General features: G+C 52.7%; 17 protein-coding genes. 13 read left to right on the top strand and 4 right to left on the bottom strand.

What is annotated here, in order from left to right; translation table 11 throughout:
• Positions 1-182 precede the first annotated feature (182 nt).
• Both METH11B_RS0104230 and METH11B_RS0104225 read left to right on the top strand, forming a co-directional pair.
• Entirely contained in the window at positions 183-695 is a 513-nt protein-coding gene (locus tag METH11B_RS0104230) for a hypothetical protein (RefSeq protein ID WP_026600944.1), read from the top strand.
• A 74-nt stretch (positions 696-769) separates the two neighbouring features.
• Positions 770-1,846 (top strand): sigma-54 interaction domain-containing protein, encoded by a 1,077-nt coding sequence (locus METH11B_RS0104225; RefSeq protein ID WP_026600943.1) that lies wholly within the window; start codon positions 770-772, stop codon positions 1,844-1,846.
• Between the two features lie 58 nt (positions 1,847-1,904).
• On the opposite strand, the gene METH11B_RS0104220 is transcribed toward METH11B_RS0104225, so the two are convergent.
• Together METH11B_RS0104220 and METH11B_RS0104215 are read right to left on the bottom strand one after the other, a co-directional pair.
• The gene (locus METH11B_RS0104220) at positions 1,905-2,372 is read right to left on the bottom strand and encodes a cupin domain-containing protein (RefSeq protein ID WP_036276843.1); all 468 of its coding nucleotides are present in this window, start codon (positions 2,370-2,372) and stop codon (positions 1,905-1,907) included.
• Between the two features lie 155 nt (positions 2,373-2,527).
• Positions 2,528-3,964: an arylsulfotransferase family protein gene (locus tag METH11B_RS0104215; RefSeq protein ID WP_026600941.1), complete on the bottom strand. Its 1,437-nt coding sequence runs from the start codon at positions 3,962-3,964 to the stop codon at positions 2,528-2,530.
• A gap of 142 nt (positions 3,965-4,106) precedes the next feature.
• Here METH11B_RS0104215 and METH11B_RS29030 point away from each other — a divergent pair, with 142 nt between their 5' ends.
• From METH11B_RS29030 to METH11B_RS0104155, 11 genes are all read left to right on the top strand, one after another.
• Entirely contained in the window at positions 4,107-4,250 is a 144-nt protein-coding gene (locus METH11B_RS29030; RefSeq protein ID WP_155931078.1) for a hypothetical protein, read from the top strand.
• A 343-nt stretch (positions 4,251-4,593) separates the two neighbouring features.
• Entirely contained in the window at positions 4,594-7,710 is a 3,117-nt protein-coding gene (locus METH11B_RS0104200; RefSeq protein ID WP_231499584.1) for a TonB-dependent receptor domain-containing protein, read from the top strand.
• Positions 7,711-8,040: 330 nt separating this feature from the next.
• Positions 8,041-10,800: a TonB-dependent receptor gene (locus tag METH11B_RS0104195; protein ID WP_231499583.1), complete on the top strand. Its 2,760-nt coding sequence runs from the start codon at positions 8,041-8,043 to the stop codon at positions 10,798-10,800.
• 74 nt (positions 10,801-10,874) lie between these two features.
• Positions 10,875-11,834: an SMP-30/gluconolactonase/LRE family protein gene (locus tag METH11B_RS0104190; RefSeq protein ID WP_026600939.1), complete on the top strand. Its 960-nt coding sequence runs from the start codon at positions 10,875-10,877 to the stop codon at positions 11,832-11,834.
• A gap of 657 nt (positions 11,835-12,491) precedes the next feature.
• Complete coding sequence (locus METH11B_RS0104185; RefSeq protein WP_026600938.1) at positions 12,492-12,998, top strand: rhodanese-like domain-containing protein; 507 nt, start codon at positions 12,492-12,494, stop codon at positions 12,996-12,998.
• A gap of 63 nt (positions 12,999-13,061) precedes the next feature.
• A complete protein-coding gene (locus METH11B_RS0104180; protein WP_026600937.1) occupies positions 13,062-15,398 on the top strand; it encodes a DUF1549 and DUF1553 domain-containing protein in 2,337 nt (778 codons plus the stop codon).
• 104 nt (positions 15,399-15,502) lie between these two features.
• Positions 15,503-16,966 carry a DUF1501 domain-containing protein gene (locus METH11B_RS0104175; protein ID WP_026600936.1) on the top strand — a complete coding sequence of 488 codons (1,464 nt, stop codon included), beginning with the start codon at positions 15,503-15,505 and terminating at the stop codon, positions 16,964-16,966.
• 396 nt (positions 16,967-17,362) lie between these two features.
• Positions 17,363-17,713 (top strand): hypothetical protein, encoded by a 351-nt coding sequence (locus METH11B_RS0104170; protein WP_026600935.1) that lies wholly within the window; start codon positions 17,363-17,365, stop codon positions 17,711-17,713.
• 10 nt (positions 17,714-17,723) lie between these two features.
• Positions 17,724-18,314 carry a peroxiredoxin gene (locus METH11B_RS0104165; protein WP_026600934.1) on the top strand — a complete coding sequence of 197 codons (591 nt, stop codon included), beginning with the start codon at positions 17,724-17,726 and terminating at the stop codon, positions 18,312-18,314.
• Between the two features lie 29 nt (positions 18,315-18,343).
• A complete protein-coding gene (locus tag METH11B_RS0104160) occupies positions 18,344-19,039 on the top strand; it encodes a c-type cytochrome (RefSeq protein WP_231499582.1) in 696 nt (231 codons plus the stop codon).
• A 215-nt stretch (positions 19,040-19,254) separates the two neighbouring features.
• Positions 19,255-20,895, top strand: coding sequence for a PepSY domain-containing protein (locus tag METH11B_RS0104155; protein WP_026600932.1), 1,641 nt, complete (start codon positions 19,255-19,257; stop codon positions 20,893-20,895).
• 192 nt (positions 20,896-21,087) lie between these two features.
• Here the strand turns inward: METH11B_RS0104155 and METH11B_RS0104150 are convergent, their stop codons facing one another.
• Positions 21,088-22,734 (bottom strand): family 2A encapsulin nanocompartment cargo protein cysteine desulfurase, encoded by a 1,647-nt coding sequence (locus METH11B_RS0104150; protein WP_026600931.1) that lies wholly within the window; start codon positions 22,732-22,734, stop codon positions 21,088-21,090.
• A complete protein-coding gene (locus METH11B_RS0104145; RefSeq protein WP_026600930.1) occupies positions 22,721-23,638 on the bottom strand; it encodes a family 2A encapsulin nanocompartment shell protein in 918 nt (305 codons plus the stop codon). Before METH11B_RS0104145 ends, METH11B_RS0104150 begins: the two co-directional genes overlap by 14 nt.
• Positions 23,639-23,661: the final 23 nt, after the last annotated feature.

Here is a 23,661-nt window from a genome sequence, read left to right as displayed (position 1 = left end):
AATATTGACTTAACTTTTCCAGTGTGGTTTTCAGCAAGATAAGGGCCAATATGCTGGGTGATTGCTGGAATACGCCAAATTACCCCTGTGTTCCAGGCAGATCAACAACACCCGTTTGAGTTACCGAACATGGAAGCATGCGGGTTAACGGCAAATATCCAAAAAAATGCTGATTTATCAGCATGGCGTCAGCAAATGCTGCTGGTATACGAACAGGTCGAAACATAGCAGGCATGTTTGGCGAACGATTTCGGCTGACTGGGCTTGTCGAAAAAGCCCGACTCAATTGGATTAGCGCGAAAAAGGCCAATGCTTCGCAAGTAAATTCAGACTCATGGAAATGTGTTGATATATCAACACTTAAACAACAGATTATGTTGCTGTGGCAACATTGGTGTTTCGCAAAAACCCGTAATCCTTTATTATGTGCTGTAAATACGAAGTGGCATGAACCATGCTTGGAGCCTGGTATCTCGCTGTTATTATCCGAGCATTTTGTCTCCATAACATCCACTTCTGCTGACCGGACCGCCGGAAGCCAGTTTGTCCCCAAAGGACTGCTGGCTTTTTTTTGGCCTGTGCTCAGCGAAGGCGGCAGTTTGTGGACTGACTTTGGGCACGGTAAGGCTGATTTTTGTTCGGCGTTTGCGTATCGGCAGTTAACTTGTGATGCCGCGACGAATCACTATTTTTGACATCTTAGGAAAAGATCTTTCATGGATATATTATTGAGTGACGGCATCGTTGCTCGCAGTACAGGGGAAACCGTATGACATTATTGGCATTTGACGAATTGCAATTACGACAGCTGTCGCACACGGTGCGGGCCACGGCGATGGTGTTTGAGGATCCGGTTTCACGAAAACTGTTGGAGCACATCGAGCGGATCGCGCCCAGCGATGCGACAGTGCTGATCATCGGCGAGACCGGCACCGGCAAGGAATTGGTGGCCAGGCATGTACATGCACTTAGTAAGCGCGCCAAAGGACCGTTCGGTGCTCTAAATTGCGCGGCACTCAGTGAAAACCTCATCGAAAGCGAATTGTTCGGCCACGAAAAAGGCGCTTTCACCGGCGCCTTGAATACAAAAGAAGGTTGGTTCGAAACCGCCAATAAAGGCAGTTTGTTTCTGGACGAAGTCGGCGATTTACCGCTGGGCTTGCAAGCGAAATTATTGCGGGTATTGCAGGAAAGGGAAGTGGTAAAGGTGGGTTCGCGGACGCCTTCGCCGGTGGATGTCAGAGTCATCGCCGCTACCAATGTTAATTTGGAAGAAGCGGTGGCGGCGTCGCATTTTCGCGCCGACCTGTATTACCGTTTCAATGTGGCGGCGATTCACTTGGCGCCGTTGCGGGAACGGCCGGGCGATATTTTGCCCTTGGCCAGGCACTTTCTGAAAGTCTACGGCGACCGCTTGGGCTACGGTGAAATCAAATTATCGCCTTCCACCGAGCTGGCCTTGTTAAATTACGATTGGCCCGGCAATATTCGCGAGTTGGAAAATGCGGTGCATAGGGCCTTGTTGGTCTGCCCAGGCAATCGCTTGCGTCCGGAGGACTTTAAGTTATCGGGGGTACGAGTCTCGCAGAGCGGGCCGGTGGTTTCCACCTCTTCGCTGGAAAGTTCGCTACTGCGTTTGTGCGAACAAGCGCCGCCCAAGTTGTTCGACATCATCGAAGAAACCGTGATTCGCACGGCATTCGAGTTTTGCGAAGAAAACCAAGTGCAAACCGCGCGTTTGCTGGATATTAGCCGCAATGTCTTGCGGCACAAGCTGGGGTTGTACGGCATGTTGGCTAATAGCCAGCGGAAATTGGCCGTCGCTTATCAAGAAGGCGAAGAGTAATCTTCGCCAAGTTCCTTCCGGCACCTCACCTGTAGCGGGGTGCCGGCATCGCAATACCTTACTTTGCAGGTGCCGGGGTCGATGTAGCCGGACCGATGCCGACAATCTGTAAAACCGTGTCTTCGTCCTTCGCGCCGTCGTAATGGATTTCGTTACCGTAATGGGTGACGAAGCTGCCCGCCGGTACCGGTTGCAAATGCTCGGGGTCGTAATCGCTGCCGGTGCCAACCCACCAAGTGCCTGAAATCACAGTGATGAAGCGGTCGTTTGGGTGCGAATGCGGCTTGCTGTTGTGATGAGCCTTCCATTTATTCAGCACCACATACAGGCCGGGTTTGTTCGGATCGCCGACCAGTACCGCGCTTTCCGACCCGCTGGGATTTGCGACCCAATTAATTTGGTCCGGCAATTGGATGGAAATGGCTTTGGGGTCAAGTTCCACCGCTGCCGCCGAGCTATAAGTAAAGGAAAATGCGACTGCCAAGGTCAGTAGCGATAACTGCGGCCGAATACGTGTATGTAACATCTGAATCTCCAAAAAATAGAAAGTTGCCGCCATGGGTTTCGGGGTATCCGGTTGCTCAGTGTCTGTTCCTTTTGACTTAATGGCAGTAACCCGTCTGCCAAACCTCACTACCGGATACTCCGAAACCCACGGTTGTTTGCATGAAAATCTTTACCTTATAAAGCCGGAACTGCCGGTATTCGGAATTTGCTCAATTCCGGCGGGCTGACCGGTTTTTCGCTATGCGGTGTGCCGGCCGGTACCCAATCGTAAGGTACCGGTTGGCCGCGATACAGCGAATTGTTGGCAGTGGCGTGGCCGGTCACAGCGTCCTTACCGGTACGAAAATAAGGATTGATGTATTCCCAGACTATGTCGCCGTCGGCTGTTACTTGAAACAAGCGGCCGCTCTGGCCTTCGTCTATAAAGGTATTGCCGTTAGGCAGGCGGCGGGCGGCGCTGATATGCGTGCTGCGAAACGACCAACTGGGGCCGCCGGAACTCTCGCCGGTGTATTGCCAGACAATTTCTTTCTTGATCGGATCGATTTCCAACACCCGCGAACCGCCGGTGCGCGGCACCGGAGCCGGCGGATAACCGGCGATGCCTTGATTGTCGAATACCAGTAAATTACCCGCTCCGGGCAAGCCTTCCGGGATGATATGCGCATCGTGTTGGGCACTGATTTGATCGACCGGGCGCGGTACTTTGCGGGCCAGTTGTTCTTCGATGGACGCGGCTGGGTAGTGCGGTCCCAGGTTCCAGACCACTTTGCCGGTCTTGCGGTCGATGATGATTATGAAATTAGCGTTGCGCGCATCGATCAATAGATTATCGGGATGAAAACGCTGGTCGCCGGCCGCATACCAGCGGTTCGGGCCGACTACTTTTAGATTGTTCACATGCAGGTAGTCGGCAATCTCGGCGTTGCGGACCAATTTAAGTTCGGCCGGCGTAAAGCCAAATTCCTGCAAATGCTCCGAGGCAATCCATTTCCAGACCACTTCGCCTGCCGGATTGACTTCATAAATCACATCGTCTAGCACTTGCGGTTGCTTAAAGCCTTTCACCGGATGCACGAGGTTAGCCAATACCACGGTATTGCCGTTGGGTAATCTGGCCCAGTCATGATGTTGTTGCGCGGCGGCGCCAGGCGCTTTGTCGCCGAAGCTCCAGACGGTTTTGCCGTCCCAGTCCAGCTCGGCGATGGTTTTGGTGATCTTCTTACTCACTTGTCCTGGCACCAGATCGGTTCCTTTGCCTTCGGTCGTTTCCTGCGTGACAAATACATGTCCCAGTTTACCGCCGCTCACGGCGGGATTGATAAGGGTGCTGTGGCTGGCGGCATCCGGCCATTCGTGAACGGAATTGCCGTTTAAATCGATCAGATGCGCGATGTTGTCGCCGCCGCTGAACAATACAAACGAGTTATACGCTTTGCCCGGGTCGTAGCGTGTGGTGCCTGTAGGGAACACGCTCGGTCCTGATAAGGCCGAGACGCTAAGCGCGGTACCCAGCACAATTAACGCCGCTTGCTGCCAGGTTTGGGATTTACGCAATGGCCGGTTTGGTTTGCGGCCGCGTGCGGTTACGGATGGTCTTATTTGGGTCATTGCTTATTCCTTTATGAACGGGCGGATGGCTGTGCTGGTGCTCGAGGATGGCTGTAAGCAATGATCAAGCCAACAATTTTTATTTAATCCATTTGCCTGCCGAAAACCTCCACCTAATAAACTCAAACCCGATAAAGGCCTCGTGAATCAAGGCCTTGCCATCAATGCACCGTTGCTGCCGGGAAATGTTTTCAAGCAAGCCGTGCTGCAAATTGATCCGGAATCTATCGGCTTCTGGCTGAGCTTGTTGAATGGCGGGCAGGCTGCCAGCAAATTGTATTTCTAATTCAACAGATGCCGATCAGGTGCTCAGCAAGGCTGATTCAGGCTAACAACAAAGGCTATTCATTCTGTCAGCAGCTGCTGTTTGAGTTTCAGCAGTTTTACGTAAAAACGCTGAGTGATTTTTTGTTTGTTCTCGCTGATTAATAACTTGTAGAAAATTTAAAAAATAAATAAAAACATGTAGTTGTGAATTACATTGCCAATGTAATTCGCCTGTTAGCGCTATTTACTTACTGCTGGCATGCCTATTGCAAAATTGATATTAGAGCCGGTTTTATTTTGTTGCCGGCAGAGTTTTGATGTTGGTTTATATCGATTTTTTTAACATTCGTTTAGGTGGAATAGTGAGCGATAAATTAGCAAGTGCTTTTTCAGTAAGCGCTACTCGACAGGATGGAGTTCCTCAAGCAATCAGTGCGCGCCGCAGGTTATCGACTTGCGTGGCAATGGCTATCGCCGGGGTGTACCTGGTGTCGGCATTTGACGTGGAAGCCGCACCGAAAAAAAACAGCAAAAGCAAAAGCATAAATAGCAAAGCGGTTAGCGATTTGGAAGCGGAAAATCAGGCTTTGCGTCAGCAGCTTGCCGCCGCCAAACAACGTGAATTGGAATTTATCAAGCAAGGTGCAATAGGTTCTGCGCCAGCCGGAGCCGCTGTAACCTCTACAGAAACCACTGCCGCGCAGAATGAAGCGCCGGCTGAGGCTTTAGCCAAGAACGACGAAGACCAAAAAGAGGATTTGGGTGAAGTGGTTGTGAAGGCCAAACCCAAATTGGCGAAATTACACGAGGTGGCGCAATCGGTATCGGTGGTATCCGGCACCGAGCTTAACCGGGAATTGTCCAGAGACTTGGGCGACATCACCCGCCGCGCTTCCAACGTACAATTCAACCAGAACAACACGCGTGGTGCCTCGCTATCGGTGCGCGGTTTGGGTAAACGAAGTTTCACCGAAACCCAGGACCCCAGCGTCGGTGTGACAGTGGACGGCGTACCGTACGCCTTAACGCAGCTGGCTAACTTCAGTTTTTACGACGTGGAAGCGGTGGAAGTAACGCGCGGGCCGCGCGGTACCGAAGGTGGTCTAGCGGCAAGCTCGGGTAAGGTTAATGTCACCTCTAAACTACCGACCTTCGCACCCACGGCAGAATTGTCCGTTGCCTATGGGCAACGGGAGTCGCTGATATTGCAAGGTGCCTTGGGTGGGACGGTAATCGATAATTTTCTGGCCTGGCGCGGTTCGTTTATCGTCGATAAAGCGCGTGGTTTTTATGAAAACGAATACGACAGGAATTACACCCTGTACAACCGTGATCGCTTGAGTGGTCGCGCCCAGTTGCTATTTACCCCAACGTCCAATCTGACGGCCAGATTCATCGCCGACTTTGAGCCGAAACAGCCGCAGCTGCAAAACGGTTTGACCTTCTATCACGATCAGCCTTTCAGATTTGCCGACGGTAGCCTCACCGACCGAAACGGCACGTCCGCTTATTCCAAACTTAACGGCTATTTCAGTCATAGCAACCAATTTGCACTGACCGATACCACCAGTCCGGGTGCGATCAGCGCTGTTGGCTCAAGAGCGGCGGCCGGGCAATATTTTGCGAATCGAGGCTTTACCTATAACGACTACATTGGCGGCGAACAACGCGGTACGGTCTGGTTCGACCAAAATAAAGGCCAAACCGTCAACAATCAGGGCGCGGCGGCTTTAATCGACTGGGAAGTCGGCAATCATGTGTTGAGTTCCAGGACCGGGGTGCGCGAATATCGATTCGATGCGCACAACGACGAAGGTACGCCGTTTGACATCAGTGCCGATGGCGGCGGCGGGGTGAAATACAATCAATGGACGCAGGAATTTAAAATCGTCAACAAGCCGGGCGGCTTTCTGGATTACAAGGCCGGCGTGATCGGTTTATGGACCAAGGATAATGTGGACTCGAAAGCCGGTTGGGGCGCCGACGCCGGCGCCTGGTTTGCCACCAATGGCCAATACAATGCCTTATATAGAAATGCCGGCAGCAATCGCGGTGCCGGCGAAGCGATTCTAAAAGACTTGTTGCAGGATGCGCGCACCTTCGAATCTACCGAGATCCGCACCCAATCCGGCGCCCTATACGGTGAGTCGGATTTGCACTTTACCGATAAATTTACCCTCACCGCCGGGGTGAGAGCTACGCATGAGGACCGTAAGTCGCGAAACTTTAAGAATATTGCCAGAAACGGCGTTGGCGGGGCGTTTAATCCGGAATCGGTGCGCGATGTGGCCACGGGCGGCTTTAATTCCGACACGGCGCAATCCTTTACGGTGGATCAGAACGGCGATGGCGTGCCCGACAAAAACCCCGATGGATCGAATAAAACGGTAACCAACACCTTCTTCGGATCGACCACCAACTACGGAAAGCTCAACGCGGCGCAAACCGGCGTAGTTGCGGGCGACGCTGTAGCGAATAGTGCCGAGCAAACCGCTCTGGCCGATTCCTTGGCTGCTCGGTACTTTGGCGGTTCCAGCTATTCGGCGTTGACTGCCGCGCAAAAAACCATGGTCGCCAATGCCAAAACCTTGCGTGCCTCGCAAATCGGTCGCTTGAATCAAACCGTCGAAGATAATTACCGGGATGTGCTGTATACCGCGCAACTGACGCCCAGCTATAAAATCAATGAAGACCTCACGACTTATTTGTCCTGGCAATACGGCGAGAAATCCGGTTCGATTGCGCCGGTTAACGGGCTGCCTTTTACGGTCAAGCCGGAGGAGACCCATGCTTTGGAGTTGGGTTTTAAATCTTTTTGGCTGGATAAGTCGGTGGTGGTCAACGTCGATGCGTTTGTCATGGATATTAAAAACTACCAGCAAGCGGTACAGGTGGTCGATCAATTCCAAACCGAAGTCAATCTGGCGCCCGGCGGCTCCGGCTTGACAGCCTATGCGACGACTCAGGGCAATGTCGGCAGGGTGCGGGTGCATGGCGTGGAATTGGACAGTGTAATCAACACCATTCCCGATTTGTCGATCCGTTTCAACGGGGCCTATAACGTGGCCGAATACCTGGATTACAAAAATGCGCCTAAACCCGATGAACTGGGTTATCTCACCGGGGATTACGTCGATATGACCGGCCAGTATCTGCCGGGCGCTTCCAAATGGAATTTCAACGTTGGTGCCGAATATGCCAAGCCGATTTTCGACAGCAAATACATTGCACACACCAGTTTTAACACCAACTACCAAACCGAGTTCAATAACAGCGATACCTTATCCGCCTATGGTTGGGTGGGGGACAGAGCCAGAACGGACGCGGCGATCGGCATAGGTACCCGCGACAAACACTGGGATTTAAGCCTGATCGGTAAAAACATCTTCAACGATAGAAATCACGAAGTAGGCTGGAATTCCTATGCGCCGGATCCTTATCCGCGTTGGTTCGGTATTCAGCTAAGCGGGAAAATTTAGGATGGGAGCTGGAGCAAAAGATGCCATTCAGACCAACTCGTAAACTTGGAATAGAACTGTTGACAGGCAGACAGATGGTCAGCAAGGACTGATGACCTTTCAACAGTTTTTCAGCTGGCGGCTTTCTTATGGTGTTAGAGGGATGGATAAATTGGGTTTTAAAGTTAGTTATTAAATTCAATTATTTAAATCTAATTAATGGATGGCTAGGCGGATGTTTATCATCCTGTGGCACGGTCGTTGCGTTGAGCGTTACAGAAAGTTCGGATTGCGGGCGTCGTCGTGGCGTTGGCTCGAATTGGTTTTTGTAACATTCGAATAGGTGAGATCGTGAAGGAATATTCAATTGGGAGTCTGTCGGCAGACAACATTGAAACGGTGAAAGTGCCGCTGCACATCAGCAATCGGCGCGGTTTGTCGGTGTGCGTGGCAATGGCAATAGCAGGTGGTTCAATGTTACTTGCTAACGATGCGACCGCCCAAACGGCATCGGTAAAAAAGAGCGCGAAAAAAACCGGAAACAAACAAGTTGCCGATACCCAGGTTAGCGATTTACAAGCACAAGTCGAGCGCTTGAGCCGGGAGCTGGAAGCCTCAAAACGGCGTGAGCAGGATCTGCTCAAGAAAGGCGTGGCGGCCGCGCCTGCTGCGGTTGGCAACGCCGACGCAGCTGCGTTAAGCAGCCAGGAGCCTGACAATGTCGTTGCCGCTGCTGAGCCGGAGCCGGAAGAAAAAGCCGACGAGCCGCAAGACCTTTCGGAAGTGGTCGTCACGTCTCGGCGTAAGGAAGAAAAGTTACAGGAAGTGCCGATTCCGGTGGCGGTAATCAACCGGGAAACACTGGAGCGGGATAACGTGGTGTCGGTACAAGATTTCTCGCGGCGCGCGCCCAACCTGGGTGTCACGTCGGCTAACGCTCGGCAAACCAGTATTGCTTTGCGGGGTTTGGGTAAAAACAGCGGTAACGAATCCATGGAACCCAGTGTTGGGGTGATGGTGGATAACGTCTGGCGGGCCTGGACCGGGGCGGCCTGGGCCAACTTTGCCGACCTGGATCAAGTGGAAGTGTTACGCGGTCCGCAAGGTACGCTGCAAGGTAAAAACAGCAACCTGGGTTTGCTGAACATTACCACCAAGGCACCGTCGTTTAAAAACAGCTATTACGTGGATGGTTTTGCCGGAAGCCGCGATGCGCTGCAAGGCAAGTTCGGCGCCACAGGCACGATACTGCCCGGCTTATTAGCCTACCGGGCTTCGGGTTTTATCGATAAGCGCGACGGTTTTGTGAAGAACTTTGATGTGCATCGTAGCGAGGGTGATTTAGGCGAAACCAACGCCCTGGGCGGCCGTTTGCAATTTTTGTTTACGCCGAGCGAAGATTTGAGCGCGCGGCTGATTGTCGATAAAACCGCCTCGACCCAAACCATGAGCGTGCAACCACTCATCGCCGATCCAACGCGATTTGATGATGGTACCCTGCGGACTACGACCTTCAGCACCCGCTTGGCCAGGGATTGGTTTAATACACTGCGCAGCAACGGGCAAGCAGTGACCGTCATCGGCGATCCTAGGGCGATGGCGAATAATGAAAGACGCCAATCGCGCGGCGACGGGTCGGGTGTGTCCGCTGAAATTAACTGGGATGTGGCAGGACATCGCTTCACTTCTATCTCCGCTTACCGGGATGCGTTGTTTGAACCGAATCATGATGGCGAGTCAAGCACCGCTGACGTCGAGCGTATCTCCGGTTGGACGGTTAAAAACGAGCAATGGTCGCAGGAACTCAGGTTGGCGTCTAAAGATCCCGGGCCAGTCGATTACCAATTTGGGGTATTTGCGATGCGGGCTATCGCCGATACGTTTAATCAACGCCTTTTCGGCGTTGATGCTGGCGCCTTCCACGCAAGCAACAGCCAATATGCCCTATTGAATGCCACTCCGGCATCCCGGCAATTATTGGCGGCGTCCATGCGCGACACCATGTTGACGCAAAACGTGGTGCCGGCCACTGACAGCTATGCCGGCTACGGTCAGATCAACTGGCATGTCACCGATGATGCGACCTTGACCTTAGGCTTGCGCAACACTTTCGAACGCCGGGAGAACACCGGCTACAGCCGGAATTTAGGCGGGGTCAATTTGGATACTTTGGGCGCGTCATTGGGCGCCAACGCAGCACAAATTGCTGCTGCCAAAGCCATCCGCAGCAATCGCTTGGGTCCGGAATGGGACGCTCCGCGGCAAGGTTTTGATCAGAATTCGCAAAACTGGTTAATCAACCCCAGCTACAAAGTCAATAAAGATTTGATGGTCTACGGTTCGGTGGCCGGAGGCCAAAAATCCGGTGCCGCGCAGTTTAACTTCAATACCGGGGCCACGGAAAACGTCAAACCGGAAGACGTGATGGACTACGAATTTGGCTTTAAGAGTACTTGGCTGGATCGCAAGCTGGTGTTCAACGTCAACTTATACCAAACCGATATTCAAAGTTTTCAATCGCAGTTGGTTGCGCCCGATCCATTGCGCTCAGGCCAATTTTTGTCGCAGCTCGGCAATATTGGCGGTATCCAATTGCGCGGTATCGAGCTGGAAACCAATTGGGACATTACTCAAGGTTTGAATGTGTTTCTGAACGGTTCGTATAACAAGGCTATTTATACCGACTTTGCCAACGCGCCTTGCCCGCCGGAGGCTAATAACACGGGATATTGCGATCAGACCGGCAAAACCATCCCCAACGCACCGGCCTTTACCGCCAACTACGGAATAGATTACCGGGCACCGCTCACCTTTGGTTACGGTAATGACTACGGTCTACAGTGGCATGCCTATCTGATCGATAGCTTTAAATCGGCAGCCAACTACAACGCCAGTTTGTCGCGTTACGGTAAGCAGGATGCCTATCACGTCACCGACGGCGGGATTGGTGTGGGTACCAAAAACGGTAAGTACAACCTGGATTTGGTCGGTAGAAACATTTTCGACACCATCTACTTTACCAATGCCAGTAACTTTTCCGGTACCGGCGCGGCTAGCGCGTCATTCGGCGATGCGCGTTACTACGGGGTGCACTTTAGAGCCAAGTTCTAATTTGAATAGTCGCCGGGCGGTTAGAGCGCCGCTCGGCAACCTGATTGATCGAAACATTTGCAAAGGAAATACTTATGTTATCTAAACACTTATATTTACTTGGTTTTGGGGCGTTGATTTACGCGGCGGCCGCTTGCGCGGACGACCCGGTTACGCCGGCTATTCCCGGTGTCTCAGCCGGTGGCGTGGTTGCCGAGCTAATCAAGGATGGCTTTAACGGCACGGAAGGACCCATTGGCTATACCGACGGCAGTTTATTGTTCACGGAAACCCAGGCCAACAAAATCGTGCGTATCGGCTTGGACGATAAAGTCTCGACGTTTCTTGAAAATTCCAACGGCGCTAACGGTCTGGCTTTGACGCCCGATGGCGAAATCGTCGCAGTACAAACCCTAAAAACCAAAGTCGGCGTAGTCTATCCAGCCAACAAGAAAAACACCTTGGCCGAAAACTATCAAGGTACGGCATTTCAACGGCCCAACGATTTAGTGCGCGCCAGCAATGGCGGCATCTACTTTACCGATAGCGGCACGCGGCCGAGTAAGGAAAATCCTAATCCGCCGCCATCGCATCCCGGCGTGTTTTATATTTCACCGGGCGGCGATCTTAAGCAGTTGGCTACCGACATCGAACGGCCCAACGGCATTCAATTGAGTAAAGACGAGAAGGTCTTGTACGTTGCTAATACTCAAGGCGAACACATTTTGGCTTACGACGTTGCTGCGGACGGTTCGATTCAGAATCGCCGTAATTTTGCCAAGTTGGACGGTTGGAAAAAAGGTGAAGACGGCACTTGGTCCAGCGGCGCCGATGGCATTGCATTGGACGATGAAGGCAGATTGTATGTTGCCTCCAACGCCGGCGTAGAAATCATCAGCGCTAAAGGTGAGATTCTGGGCGTGATTCCGCTACCCAAAAAGCCGCAAAACCTGGCATTCGCCGGTATCGATAAGAAAACGTTATATGTAGTCGGTCGCGGCGCGGCCTATAAAATTCCGTTGCTGACTGCCGGTATCAGCAGTCGGCCGAAATAACATGGTGTTGTTGGTGCATCTGAATTAACCGGACTCTTAAACCATCGTCGCGCTGGCGAATGTAAGGGGCGTCGCAATCATTCATCAAGCTCTCGTGGTGATAACCTCTAACGGGCAAGGATTTATCCTTTGCCCGTTTTTTTTGTCCGGTGTTTTTTGCCGAGATCCAAGTTTCGCAGATCGGGAAGTTACAAAGTGCCTGCTCGGCCTTTCTGTATGCCTCCTTTCTACATACCAAAACCACTTTATCAACACCGCCCTCAGTACCGCTCGCCTTTATGCCTTTGAGGGAACTGTCGAATGGCCAAGCACCTCAGGCTTCGACGAACTCAGCCCGAACGGGGCATCAGGGATAAATCGGGCCGGGTTAATCAACGGTTGGTGTGGTGCTAGCCCAGCAACAGCGCATGTTGCGCCCCTGCTGAATTTCCACCAGTTGCTTGGGCTTTACTTGGATATTTATGGATTTATCAAGTGTTATTGAGTGGGGTGGTGAATAAATATACCGTTTTAAATCAATGACTAACAAGCTAATTATCGTTTTTCGTGGCGGGTGTTTTTTGAGTGGCATGCTAGTTGCTTTTTACCTAATGAGGAACCTTATTTACGCGCGCTAAACCGTGCAATTAGCAAAATTAATAACAGGAAGAAATATTGATGAAAAACACGACCACTGCTGCTTTATTAGCTCTGATCTTGGCCGCTCCGGTAGCGTTTGCCGCCGACGCGGATGCAGGCAAAAAAACCGCGGCGCCGGCTGCGCGGCCTTATACCTATAAAACCCCAAAATTGAAGCGCGCTGAAATCGATGCCTTGCTCGCCAAGCCCGAGCAAGTGTTGTTTATCGATGTGCGTCGTCCCGATGAAATCAGCAAGATCGGTACCTTTCCCGTCTATTTGAACGTACAAATTGATGAGCTGGATAAGGTTTTACCGTTTATTCCTAAGGAGCGCTCCATCGTCACCGTCTCCAATCACGCTGGCCGTGCCGGTAAATCCGCCGACTTGTTGGCTGAGAAGGGATTCAAAGTGGTGGGTGCGATAGGTTCGCAAAACTATGAAGAAGAGGGCGGCAAAATTACCAAAATCGTGCCTCCCGCGCCTAAGCCTGAAGAACATGCCACAGAGCAAGAGCACAGCAAAGGCCATAAGCACAAAGGTTAATTTCCGAATGAGGCTGGGTGATCCCGGCTTCGTTCCATCAAGCTGACATTTTGGAGGAATTCCATGAAAATCAAACTCTATTGCGCTGTGGTCTGGGGGCTGGCAATTGCGCTCTCAGACGCAGCCCAGGCAGCCGATGAAAAGCCGGCCACCGAAGCGGCTGCACCAGCCGGACAATCCAAATCCAAGCTCTGGTCGTATCAGCCGGTAAAAGCGCCGGCCGTTCCTGACGTGCAGCAGAAGGATTGGGTGAGAACCCCTATCGATGCTTTCGTGTTGGCGCCTCTGGAAGCCAAAGGCATCAAACCTTCGCAAGATACCGACCGCGCGTCATTCATTCGCCGGGCCACGCTGGACGTTTGGGGCGTCATTCCAACCCCGGAAGAAGTCGAAGCGTTTGTTAATGACAAATCGGCCGATGCTTACGAAAAATTGGCTGACCGTTTGTTGGCTTCGCCGAAATACGGAGAGCGTCAAGGGCGTAAATGGCTGGATTTGGCACGTTACGCCGACAGTACCGGTTTTCAAAACGATAACGACCGCTTGAACATGTGGCGTTACCGCGATTATGTGATTAACTCATTTAATCAGGACAAGCCTTACAGCAAATTTATTCAGGAACAATTAGCCGGCGACGAATTGTGGCCGGGCGACGAACAAGCCTTGGTTGCCACCGGCTTCATGGCGCAATTCCCGGATAACAGCAACTCCCGCGACTTGGTGCAGCGCAAATACCAAATTACCACGGATATTACCGATACCGTGGGCAAGGTGGTGCTGGGTCAAACCGTGGAATGCGCGCGTTGCCATAACCACAAATTCGACAAGATCAGCCAGAAAGATTATTTCTCGTTGCAGTCGTTCTTTGCCAATGTCGCGCCGGTAGACAATATCCCCGCGAAGAAAGGCGAGGTGGAAAAAGCCTACGAACAGCAGTACGCCAAATGGGAAGAGGCGACTAAAGATATTCGTGCCAAGAAAAAGGCCATTATCGATACGCATAGGGAAGAAGCGCTTAAATATCACAAGGAACGTTATTTGACTGACTCGCGGGAAGCGATTTTCAAACCCAAAGAGCAATGGACCGCTCGCGACCGTTGGGTAAACCACCGTTTGGCTAATGTGACCGATGAAGGTAGCTTGGAATCGTATTTTCGGGAAAAAGGTGAAAGTACCGATGCAAAAACGCGCGATCCAAAAATTGCCGAGCAATGGGCTGAGTTGGAAAAACTGGATAAGGAGCTGAAAAAATTCAACGATCTGAAACCGACCACATCCTCCAACACTATTTCAGCGATGACCGAGTTGGGTCATCCGGATGCGCCGCCTAGCTATGTGTTTGCGGTGGGCGATCACGAAAAGCCATTGGAAGAAGTGCAACCGGCGTTCCCGGAAGCGATTACCGACGAAAAACCGGACATCAAACCGTTGCCGTTTTCATCCGGTCGCCGTTCAGCATTGGCTAAATGGATTACCAGCCCAACCAATCCATTGACCGCTCGGGTATTTACCAACCGGATTTGGGACCAGTATTTCGGTAAAGGTATCGTTACCACCGTCAGCGATTTCGGTAAAGCCGGCCAAAAACCGACGCACCCCGAGTTGCTGGATTACCTGGCCTCCAAATTCGTCAACGACGGCTGGAGCGTGAAAAAACTGCACCGCGAAATTTTGCTTTCAAGCGTCTATCGCCAATCGTCCGCTTACCGCGAAGATGTGGCCCAAGCCGACGCCGAAAATCAATTGCTGGCAGTGTTTCCACGCCAACGTCTGGAAGCCGAGCAAGTCAGGGATTCCTTGTTAGCCGCGGCGGGCAAATTGGAAGAGAAAGTGGGCGGTCCTAGCGTTTACCCACCCTTGCCAAAAGCGATTAACACGGCCAGCGGTAACTTCCAAGGCGATCCTGCCTGGAAAACCTCTAAGGATGTGCACGATCAGAACCGCCGCAGTTTGTACATCTTTACCCGGCGCAGTATCCCTTATCCGATCCTGGATTCCTTCAACATGGCGTCGCCACAGGAAGCGCACAGCAAACGCGAGGTAACCACCACGCCGCTGCAAGCCCTGACCTTGTACAACAGTGAATTGATTTTCGATTGGTCTAAATCCTTGGCCGGCCGGGTGATCAACGAGGCGGGTGAAGACGAAGAAGATCGGATCAGCAGACTCTATCAAATCTTGTTTGCACGGCAACCGAAGGATGATGAAAAAGAGTCGTTGCAGGCCTTCTTGAATGAACAGGAAGCCATCATTCGCGCCAAGGCAGCGGATGGCAAGTTTGAAGTAAACGTGCCGGCAGGCGTCAAGGACAAGCCGCTGGGTGATCCTGTTAGAGCTGCTGCATTCGTGGATTTAGTGCACGTCGTAGCCAACTCCAATGAGTTTATCTACCGGTTTTAACGATACATACGACTCGGTCTAAGTGAGCGTCTGTCGAGTCGGCAGGCGCCTTACCGAACCCGAAACAGTTGCCGACACAAAATACTATTCAAGAGGTTTAGATAATGAACAACAAATCACGTCGCGATTTTTTAATAAAAACCGGCTATGGCTTGGGCGGCTTGGCCGTCAGCGGTTTCCTGCCTGGCGGTGGCGTCATTGCCAGTGCCTTTGCGGATGATCCGGCTTTGCAAGCCTTGGCCGGTGCCAACCCCTTAGCACCGAAAGCGCCGCATTTTGCGCCTAAAGCCAAAACCGTCATCTGGCTGCATATGTCCGGTGCGCCCAGCACGCTGGATTTGTACGACTACAAACCGCAATTGGTCAAACAAGCCGGGACCGGTATTCCGGCGTCGTTTTTGCAGGGTATCAAAACCAGTACCCAAGGCGGCATCACCAAATTGATCGCCACCAAACGCGACTGGAAACAGCATGGTCAAAGCGGCGCCTGGTTTTCCGATTGGTTGCCTAACCTAGCGGAACATGCCGACGATTTAGCCTTTATTAAATCCAGTGTGACCGTTGGCGCCACCCACGATATTTCTATCATGAAGTTGAACACCGGCGGTTTAAACCCCGGCCGGCCAACATTGGGCGCCTGGGTGCAATATGCCTTGGGTTCGGCAAACCCGAATCTACCTGCCTACGTGGTGTTATATAACGACAAACGCGAACCTCGCGGCGGTGTGACCAACTGGGAGTCCGGGTTTTTGCCGGCGGTGTATCAAGGTACGCCGTTCCGTCCCGGCAATTCGCCGATCCTGCATTTGAATAACCCAGAATATCTGGCTAACGCGGAAAAGCGCCATGCGCTGGACTTGTTGAAACAGATTAATCAACAACATGCGTCCAACTATCCCACCGATAGCGAGTTACAAGCTCGCACCGAGTCTTACGAGCTGGCTTACCGCATGCAGGAAACCGCACCGGAAGCGGTTGACTTTAGCAAGGAGTCCGACGCGACTAAAGCGCTGTATGGCTTGAACGACGAAATCACCCGCCCCTACGGCGAGTTGTTATTGCGTGCCAGACGCTTGACCGAGCGCGGTGTGCGCTTCGTGCAAGTCGTATCCGGCCCGACCGACATCAAAGGCGACAGCCGCGATTGGGACGCGCACCAAAACATCGAAGACAACCACAGTAAACATTCAAAAATTATCGACAAACCGATCGCCGGCTTGTTGAAAGATTTGAAAGCCAAAGGTTTGTTGGATGAAACGCTGGTGGTGTGGACCTCCGAGTTCGGCCGCACGCCATGGAGCGAATCCGGCGACGGTCGCGACCACAACCCTTGGGGCTACACCCAATGGATGGCGGGCGGCGGCGTCAAAGCCGGCTACACCCATGGTGGTACTGACGAACTGGGCGTACAAGCTATCAAAGGCACCGAAGTGGATACCTATGACTTGCACGCGACGGTGCTGAACCAGTTGGGTCTGGATCACTTGAAACTGATTTACAAGTATCAAGGCCGTTCGGAACGCCCAACCGTGGTGTACGGCAAAGTGATCAAGGAATTGATTGCCTAAGGCCGAGCTTTAGAGTCTTACCCGAAGGCGCGGCGCTTTCGGGTAAGCGATTCGCCGAGCCGGCTATTAGCCTGGTGTAACGCGAATTTGAATCAATGTGGACATCTCTGAAATTCCTTCTTTATTAAACAGGGCGTTAGGACGACGCTGTCAGAGAGCAAGCGTTTATCCCGGCAAGGAAGTTGGGTGGCCAATGGATGGCGAACCGGATTATCTCCCGGTAAAACGCGAAGCTAGGCCTTTGTGGGGGCCATGGGTGACAGTGTTTCGTTTGAGTCTTGTTTGACGAAGAGGGAATTTTAGAGATGTTCTGAGAAAACAATTTAGTGCGGTATGCAATGCCGTGACAGGGTTAGTGATATGCGAAAGACGATTTATCTTTTCGGAGTGTGGTTAGTGCTCAGCAGCAGTGCGGTGATTGCCGAAAGCGAATTTGATTTCGAAGAGTTAATGAATGATGTGGAAACCAAAATTCAGGAAGTGCAAAACAATATTGCCGCCAAGGACGCCAACACCGCGGTAACGCAAGCCAAGCAATTACAGGACGAATTCAAGCTGGTTGAAGGCTTTTTTGCGAAGCGCGGCAATGCCGACGATGCCACGCATAACGCCAAGGAATATCAGGACAAGGCGGCGAATATTCAAAATGCGCTGACGGCCGGCGATTTCGATACAGCTGCCGTTGTCGCCAATGACTTTTCCAAACAATGCCGCGGCGCCTGCCACGACAAATACAAACCCCTCTAATTGAAGCATTATGAAAAACCTAATTTTGAAAAGCCTGCTGCCTGCCGTATTTGCTTTGCCGGTGATGGCCGCGCTGCCGGAAGGCCATCCCGCCCCGGATTTTCAAGCGCAAGCTTCCCTGGCCGGCAAGGCTTTTAATTACACGCTGGAAGACGCTTTGAAAAAAGGCCCGGTCGTGGTGTATTTCTATCCGTCTGCTTATACCGGCGGCTGCAATTTGCAGGCGCATAGTTTTGCGGTCAATCACGAAAAATTTGCCGCCGCTGGAGCCAGCATCGTCGGGGTATCTTTGGACAGCATCGAACGCCTGAACGACTTTTCGGCAGACCCCAATTACTGCGCCAGCAAGTTTCCGGTGGCATCCGATGCCGACGGCAAAATATCAAGTAACTACGATATTGCTGTCAAAGCCGCTGCGCCGGGTAAAACCGATAGCCGAGGCGTGGAAATCAACCACGGCTTTGCCGAACGCACGACCTTCGTGGTCACGCCAGACGGCAAAATCGTCGCGACCTTGGGCGGCTTGAAGCCCGAAGAAAATGTCGCCAAAGCCCTGGAAGTTGTGGAAAAACTCGCCGCCGATCGATCGAAGGCTAACTAAGTATGGGGTTTTGCCGCTGGCTATTTGCTGTGACGCCCAAAACCAAACCCCGCAGAGCTATAAGTCATTGGCGCCGCCGCAGTCCGTGGCTGGCCGTCAGTACCTTTGCCTTGTTGGCCTCTGCGAAAACCGTATTTGCCGAGCAGGGCGGTGAGCTTGCCTCGCAACGCATAGGCAACGGCAATCCTGTCGCCGGTAAACAAAAGTCAGCTGACGAACGTTGCCAGGAATGTCATGGCGAGGACGGCAACAGTGGCGATGTCAGAATTCCCAGCCACGCCGGTCAATACGCCGGTTATCTGGTTAAGCAGCTCAGCGATTTTAAATCCGGCGCCCGCAGTCACGAAATCATGAATGTGATGGCCGCCGATCTGACACAAGAAGACATGGCCGACATTGCCGCATATTTTGCCAGCCAAAAAGTCATGCGTGGCGAGCGGATTGCCGACAATCCTCTTGCTAAGAATTTGTTTGTGAACGGTGATGCGGCGCGAGATTTGCCGGCTTGCGCCAGTTGCCACGGCGAAAACGGGAAAGGCAAGATTGCCGATAACGTCATTTACCCGGTGATAGGTGGGCAGCGCCGGGTTTATCTGCGTAGTCAACTGACCAACTGGAAGCTGGGCGAACGCAAAAACAGCCCGGAAGCGGTGATGATCAAGGTCGCCAAGTCGTTAAACGACGACGAATTGAATGCCCTGGTCGAATACCTATCGGGGTTGTAACAAGTCGATTACGCGGCCGGAAGCTTATTCCCATCGTTTTTACGGCGTCGATATGAAACGTTTTTATCGGTAGCGCTTGTGGTTGTAAATCGCGAAAAGAATCAGGAGAGCGTAAGCGCTGGTCAATAGCTGTTTAAGGAAAGGTATAGGGGGCGAAGTGCAAGCTTATTTTCAACGGATAGTGTCATCAACAAAAGGTGTTTAAGAGGGCGGCAATGAAGAAGTCTTTGAATTGGTTGTTATATGAAACCCACCGCTGGCTGGGGGTGGTGTTGGCTTTGTTCATGTTTTTCTGGTTTTTTACCGGCATCGCGATCATCTATTCGACGCCGACCACGCAAAGCCGCAGTCAACAACTGGCGCATGCGGAAAGCCTGGCCCCGGAAGCGGGCTGGTTGAGCCTGGGCGAAGCCTGGGAGCACAGTACCGAGCAACGTAAGCTGTTTGCCGCGCAACATAAATCAAAGCCGGCAACGATGGGGGAACACGGCATGCAGGCAAAAGCCGAGGCGGGCAATGGCGTAGAACAAGTGGTCGGGATAGCTGATGCACGCTTGGTAAGACGAAACGATGAGCCGTTTTGGTTGGTGGAAGATAGCAAAGGCGCGCGTTTTGCGTTGTCCGCGCTAGACGGCAGCTTACGCGAAACCTCGGTGGAGCAGGCGTTACGCATCGCCGATGACTGGTTCAAACGCGATGGTATTAACCAAAATTTGCACGTACTGGAAACGGTAGAAGCGCCGATCATTCTGCGCAATCAGGATGCCTTGCGGCCGTTTCATCGGGTGGCTAGCGACGCTGGCGACGAGTTGTTGATTTCGGCGCGCACCGGCGAAGTGCTGCATGCCTCGACCCGCGTCGATAGAGCGTTTTACTACGCCGGCAACTGGCTGCATTTGTTCAAACCTCTGGAAGCTATCGGTCTAGGGCAATATCGTCGCGATGTGCAATTGTGGTCAGGCTTGGGCGCGACTATCGCTTGTATCACTGGTTTGATTATCGGTTGGCTGCGCTGGCGGCCGGGTTTTAATGGCAAGCCCACTTACTCACAAGGCCGCACGCAACCCTACCGCGAATTTTGGTTTAAATGGCATTTCTGGAGCGGTTTGATCGGTGGTACCGTGGCGCTGTCCTGGGCGTTGAGCGGATTTATCGATACCAATCCCGGCAAATTATTTTCCGAAGCCAACCCGACGCGGCAAGAACTGAACCGTTATTTGGGCAAGGTGTTGCCCGATGCGATGCGCAATTGGCAACCCGGCCCGCTTAACACGGCCCAGGGCAAGGACATTGTTGAACTGGGCTGGCGCCGCTTGGGAGGGGAAGCCGTGTTATTGGCCTACAGCCGCGATGGTCAGCGATTGCCGCAAGCGGTGGATGGGGCGGTTCAGCAATTCAATAAGGTCTCGGTAACCGAAGCGATTCAGCGTGTGGCGGAAGATACGCCCATCGCCAGCCAGGAACTATTGGACGACTACGACAGTTATTATTATCCGCGGCATAATCAAAGCTTGGTGGAAAAACCCTTGCCGGTGGTGGCGGTGCAGTTGGCCGACGAAGCCGGTACCCGGTTTTATCTGGATCCGCAAGACGGTAGCTTGCTAGCCAAGCTGGATCGCAGTCGCCGGGTGTTTCGTTGGTTGTATTCCGGCTTGCATCATTGGGATTTCGGTTGGCTCTATCAACGGCCGATTTGGGATGTCTGGATGTTGACTTGGGTGGGTTTCGGTTTGGTGCTGGGTGCCAGTTCGCTGGTGGTCGGCTGGAAAAGGCTGGTTAAAACCTTTAAGCCGAAAAAACGCAAGGCGGCCGGACCGCAGTCGGTGCTGGAACTGGCTACGGAAACCCGTAGTTAAGACAGTAAATGCTCGGTAACGCCAGGACAACTGGCGTTACCGATACGCTCAGATATAACGCCAGAACCAATATGGTTTTATAGCGGCTTGGTCCCATTTCCTCACGTTGTAAATGCTTCTAAGAAATAGGTTGGCATGTCCAGCGCGAGTATTTGAGGTCAAGACTGTATGTCTTGACCTCAAAATGCTAGTCTAAAACCGCCGAGAAGTGCACTGCAGCCGTTTTAGGGTTGCCGATAACCTATCGATTTCCTCGTAAGTGTTATAAAACGCCAACGAAGGTCTTACGGTACTTTCCAAACCAAAACGCCGCAAGATGGGTTGTGCGCAGTGATGTCCGGAGCGCACTGCAATGCCCACCTCATTCAAGGCTTTTCCAATGTCTTGCGTGCTGTGGCCATCCATTACGAACGAGACCACACTGGTCTTTTCCGGCGCGGTGCCGATCAAGCGTAGTCCGGGAATAGCTTGCAAGGCATGCATCGCATAAACCAGCAATTCATGCTCGTAGCGGGCTACGTTTTCGATGCCAATCTTGTTCAGATATTCCAGCGCCGCACCCAAGCCCACCGCATCGGCAATATTCCCGGTGCCGGCTTCGAATTTGGCGGGTGCCGGCTGATAGACGGTTTTCTCGAAGGTGACGTCTTCGATCATATTCCCGCCGCCTTGCCAAGGCTGGGTAGCTTCCAGAACTTCCGCCTTGCCGTAAAGTACGCCGATACCGGTCGGACCGAAGATTTTGTGTCCGGAAAATGCCAGCCAATCGCAATCCAAGGTCTGTACATCAACCTTCAGATGCGACACCGATTGGGCGCCGTCCAACAATACCTTAGCGCCGGCCCGGTGTGCCAATTCGATCATTTCCTGTGCTGGCGTGACGGTGCCCAACGCATTCGAGACCTGCGTAAACGACACCAGCTTGGTTTTGGCATTCAGCAGTTTTTGATATTCGGCCAAAATCACCTGGCCGTTGTCGTCGACCGGAATGACTCTTAACACCGCACCGGTTTCTGCACAAAGCTGCTGCCAGGGCACGATATTGGCGTGATGTTCCAGCCAGCTGATGACGATTTCGTCGCCTGCGCCAATATTCTGCTTGCCCCAACTTTTCGCAACCAGATTGATGGCTTCGGTAGCACCGCGCACGAACACCACTTCATCGGCCGACGAGGCATTTATGAAGCGGGCGACGATTTGTCGTGCTCCCTCATAAGCATCGGTCGCTCGTGCCGCCAATTCATGCGCGGCGCGGTGGATGTTGGAATTTTCGTGTTGATAAAACTCCGAGATCCGATCAATCACCACCTGCGGTTTTTGCGTCGTGGCGGCGTTATCCAGCCAGGCTAGCGGGTAACCGTTTACACGTTCTTGCAGAATCGGAAAGTCTTTGCGCACCGCATGCACATCAAAGGGCGGATGCGCGGAGCCTAAGCCCGGTATTTGCGCAGCGCGAGCCAATGCCGATACGTCGTTTAAAAAATAAAACGCTGAACCGCCAGTCGTCGGCGGTTGCGGCGCATGGCCCATGGGCGTGGACAAGGCGGTTTGCAAATCCGTGGTGCCGGGCAACGCAAAACTGCGCTGCACCAGGGCCGAAATCGCGCTGTCGTCGATGCCGGGCCGGGAATCGAAACCTGCCGGTACATTGGTGAACGGAACTGATGTTGCCGCCGACACTGGCACGGTATCGATTGCTTCGCCTGCGTTAGGTACTTCCCGGAAAAACTGATTTGCCAAGCGCGTCAGTTCGGCGGTATCCGGCAAGCCATCGGGCACCGCGCCGCCGCTCAGCGCTTGTTGCGCCAGACCGGCTAAGTCTATGTTATTGGTAGTCATAGTAGTTGCCTATTTCGACATTCTCCAATACGCCGATGGCATCTTCAGTTAACACCGCCAGCGAGCAATACAGCGATACCAGATAAGAAGCGATGGCCTTGTGGTTGATGCCCATGAAGCGCACGGACAGGCCCATGCTCAATTCGTCGGTCAAGTTGGGTTGATACAAACCAACCACGCCTTGACGGCTTTCGCCGGTGCGCAACAACAGAATATTGGTTTTGCCGTTGGTGATTTTTAGTTTGTCGGTCGGAATCAAGGGCAGGCCGCGCCAGGTTAAAAATTGCGAACCGAACATGGAAATGGTAGGTGGCGGTGTACCGCGGCGAGTCGCTTCACGGCCGAACGCGGCGATGGCGCGTGGGTGGGCCAGGAAGAAAGCGGGTTCTTTCCAGACTCTGGCAATCAACTCGTCCAGGTCGTCCGGGGTTGGCGAACCTTTGCGGGTTTGCACTTTTTGCGCGGGCGCAACGTTGTTCAACAAACCGTATTCGGTGTTGTTGATCAGCTCGCTTTCTTGGCGCTCTTTGACGGTTTCGATGGTCAGGCGCAGCTGTTCGTGGATTTGGTTGTACGGACTGCTGTACAAATCCGCCACGCGAGTGTGAACGTCCAGCACGGTGTTGACGGCGTTCAGGCGATATTCACGGCCCCATTCTTCGTAATCTACATAGGTTTGCGGCAGGACTTTTTCATCCAGGCTGGAGCAATCCACGGCAATGCTGGTTTCGCTTTTTACTTTGTTGACCCGGTAAATACCCGCTTCGACTGGTACCCAGTGCATCAAATGCACCAGCCAGCGAGGGGTGATGGTACCCATCATGGGCACGGTTTTGGTGGCGTTGGATAAGGTGCGCGCAGCGACGTCGCCTAACGCGGTATGGGCTTGATGAATGTCTGACATGGTGATTTTCCTTTCTTAGTGGG

Origin of the sequence: Methylomonas sp. 11b, from assembly GCF_000515215.1 — a bacterium.
Lineage (GTDB): Bacteria > Pseudomonadota > Gammaproteobacteria > Methylococcales > Methylomonadaceae > Methylomonas.
Note: the sequence above shows the minus strand (reverse complement) of the source record. Positions and strands in the feature narration are given on the sequence as shown.

What these genes read in the sequence shown, in the direction of transcription:
- METH11B_RS0104230 (WP_026600944.1), top strand. Translation starts at nt 183, where the DNA reads ATGGCGTCAGCAAATGCTGCTGGTATACGAACAGGTCGAAACATAGCA.
- METH11B_RS0104225 (WP_026600943.1), top strand. Translation starts at nt 770, where the DNA reads ATGACATTATTGGCATTTGACGAATTGCAATTACGACAGCTGTCGCAC.
- METH11B_RS0104220 (WP_036276843.1), bottom strand. Translation starts at nt 2,372, where the DNA reads ATGTTACATACACGTATTCGGCCGCAGTTATCGCTACTGACCTTGGCA.
- METH11B_RS0104215 (WP_026600941.1), bottom strand. Translation starts at nt 3,964, where the DNA reads ATGACCCAAATAAGACCATCCGTAACCGCACGCGGCCGCAAACCAAAC.
- METH11B_RS0104190 (WP_026600939.1), top strand. Translation starts at nt 10,875, where the DNA reads ATGTTATCTAAACACTTATATTTACTTGGTTTTGGGGCGTTGATTTAC.
- METH11B_RS0104185 (WP_026600938.1), top strand. Translation starts at nt 12,492, where the DNA reads ATGAAAAACACGACCACTGCTGCTTTATTAGCTCTGATCTTGGCCGCT.
- METH11B_RS0104180 (WP_026600937.1), top strand. Translation starts at nt 13,062, where the DNA reads ATGAAAATCAAACTCTATTGCGCTGTGGTCTGGGGGCTGGCAATTGCG.
- METH11B_RS0104175 (WP_026600936.1), top strand. Translation starts at nt 15,503, where the DNA reads ATGAACAACAAATCACGTCGCGATTTTTTAATAAAAACCGGCTATGGC.
- METH11B_RS0104165 (WP_026600934.1), top strand. Translation starts at nt 17,724, where the DNA reads ATGAAAAACCTAATTTTGAAAAGCCTGCTGCCTGCCGTATTTGCTTTG.
- METH11B_RS0104155 (WP_026600932.1), top strand. Translation starts at nt 19,255, where the DNA reads ATGAAGAAGTCTTTGAATTGGTTGTTATATGAAACCCACCGCTGGCTG.
- METH11B_RS0104150 (WP_026600931.1), bottom strand. Translation starts at nt 22,734, where the DNA reads ATGACTACCAATAACATAGACTTAGCCGGTCTGGCGCAACAAGCGCTG.
- METH11B_RS0104145 (WP_026600930.1), bottom strand. Translation starts at nt 23,638, where the DNA reads ATGTCAGACATTCATCAAGCCCATACCGCGTTAGGCGACGTCGCTGCG.